At 58.8% G+C, this 2,504-nt stretch carries 2 protein-coding genes; both read right to left on the bottom strand.

The annotated features are described in order from the left end of the window. Positions 1-182: 182 nt before the first annotated feature. Positions 183-443, bottom strand: coding sequence for a DUF6761 family protein (locus NW839_RS12105; protein WP_011434405.1), 261 nt, complete (start codon positions 441-443; stop codon positions 183-185). Between the two features lie 98 nt (positions 444-541). Further along, positions 542-2,215, bottom strand: a complete 1,674-nt coding sequence (locus NW839_RS12110) for a CocE/NonD family hydrolase (RefSeq protein ID WP_414380678.1) — start codon at positions 2,213-2,215, stop codon at positions 542-544. Positions 2,216-2,504 lie beyond the last annotated feature (289 nt).

Genomic DNA, 2,504 nt, shown 5'->3' on the forward strand with positions numbered 1-2,504 from the left:
GAGCAGAGCAGGCTCAGGGCTACTGAAAGCCCGCTCCGTACCGCTTAGCGGTCGGAGCCGGGTAGTTTACTCAGCGCCCTCCCCCCTAGTCTTTCTCCCAAGGGGCGAGGGGAGATCAGAAAAGGTTGGAATCAAAACTTTGCCCCACCTGTTCTAGGGATCGCCAACAGGGATTCACAAAATCAATAACCCCGCATCGGCTCCGCCTCTGGCTCCAATTCCGGATCTATGAAGTTGGACGGATCGTAGAGGAAGCGGTTGACCTCGTCCTCAATGCGATAGATCTCGAAGGGCTCCAATTGTTTGCCAGTTCGCAAGGCCAGCAGGTAGCCATCCACCAGCAGACGTAGCTCATCGGTGCGCCGGTAGCCCCGCTGCCAGGTATCCACCAGAGCATCGGTCAAAGCCTGATAGTGCCGGATCAACTTTGGGTCTTGCAACATGGTGTTCCCTTGCCCTGCCTGTTTCTATCCTAACGTTTGGTGTCTCTTTGTAAGCGGGGATTGCGAACGGGATCCCGAAGCTTGGTCTCTTCTTGGCTTCAAGCCATGGGCAGGTGCAGCCGCGAAGGCGTCTCGCCACCGCTGCGGAGAGTGATGGTGAGAATGCGGGCCTCAATCAGCCGCTCTTCCCGCATTCCCATACCCGTGTTGACAGGGTAGGCCGGGAAACAAGCCGCGCTGAGGCTGAGGCGCAGAGCATGACCGCAAGGAATGCGAATACAGGTGGGCTGACAGGGAATCAGAATGGGGGTACTGGGCTGGGGATCCCGTAGGCGACAATAGCCTTGGGAAAAGTTATACACCTGCCCATCGGGCCTTACCACCGAGAGCACAGCGCAAAGATCGAAACTGGGGCTGTCGGCCTCCGCGTACACCTCCACAGCAATGTCCCCGACCAGAACCAGCTCGGCTTGCAGCGGCGGAGTGGTATAGGTCAGGACATCGGTGCGGCAGTCGAGGGCGGAGCGCTCTTGCGGCCCGGCAGGATGAGCCAGGTGGCCCCCCAAGGCCGGCACCGGTCGCCAGGGATCGTGAACAAAGGTATCCGATTGTTGCGTCGGCGAGGGTTCAGGGCGAAGGGATCCCTCTGCTTCTGAAAGGGCAGCCAAGCCGGTGCTGTGTAGGTAAAAAGCTTTTGGCTCAGGGGTAGGCCAAGCATCAAAGCCGCGCCAGCGGTTGGATCCCATCTCGAACAGGCGTACCGGCGGCTCCTGGAGGATCCCTGTATCTTTGCCTTTGAGGAACTGGTCAAACCAGCGCACCTGCAGGCGATCGATGGGGCTGACAGCCTCTGGGCCAAAGTCCAACGCCCCCACTTTGCGCCCCCAAGGGAGATGGATCCAAGGGCCGATGATCAGGTATTGAGGGTTCTGGCTGCGGGCGCTCATTTCCTTGTAGAGGCGCAGGCTACCACTCAGGTAGCTGTCAAACCAGCCGGCAATGTGTAGCATCGGCAGATCCACCACCTCTAGACGGGGAGAGAGCTTGCGCCAGTATTCATCCGGCTCGCTGTGCTCCAGCCAGTCGAAGTAATAGGACTGGGGCGCATATTGTTGCAACACGCCCGGCTTGAGGGGGATAGGGTCGTAGAGGGGGAGATTGCGGGCAGCTTTCAAAAGCGCCTGGTAGGCGTTGGCATCCCCCCTGAGACGCGCCCCTTCGGCCTCCAGTTGCAAGGCCCAACTGAGGTTGTTGTAGAAGGCAAAGGCCCCCCCTGGGTAAGCGGCATCGGCATAGAGATCGTAAGGCAGCATCGCCGGGCAGATGGCCTTCAAGGCGCTGGGACGGGTAGAAGCCGCATACAGCTGGGTCATGCCCTGATAAGAGAAGCCGTACATGCCCACTACGCCGTTGCTCCCCGGCAAGGCAGCCGCCCAATTGACGGCGTCAAACCCGTCTTCCACCTCATGGCGGAAAGGGTAGAAGGATCCCTTGGAAGTTCCCCGTCCGCGCACATCCTGGATGACCACAATGTACCCCTGGGCCGCATACCACCTGGGATGGGCATACACCACCGTCGAGGCAATGGCCCGCCCATAGGGCTGCCGCATCAGCAAAACCGGGTAGCTCCCCTCCCCTTGCGGGCGATAGACATCCGCGTCCAGTTGGATCCCGTCGCGGGTGAACATGGAAACAGTTTCGCGGGGGCGAACGGGCAACATGGCCTGGGTTGGGCTAGCGGATCTTGCCAAAGGGATACCAACCAAGGACAACCTAAGGGATCCCTGGGTGGATTCTTCCTAAGATAAAGCAGAAGCCCTTATGAGAGGGAGAAACTCCCACCAGAGTTTGAGCCCCTTCCCTGGTATTGCCCTTGATCTCCGGCCTGCTGGCGCAAACGCAGCCCCCTCCAGACCCCTCTTTTATGGCTTTTATGGATTTATGGAAACAGAGACCCTGGGAAAAGATTTGTCGGAGCATGCCTCTAACCTCCAAAACCCTGAACTTTGCTGAATTTACTGAGCTTTAGGCGGTTTGGCAAAAGTCATTGAGAGGGATATA

Origin of the sequence: Synechococcus sp. R5-15 (genome assembly GCF_047462035.1) — a bacterium.
Classification (GTDB): Bacteria; Cyanobacteriota; Cyanobacteriia; order Thermostichales; family Thermostichaceae; genus Thermostichus.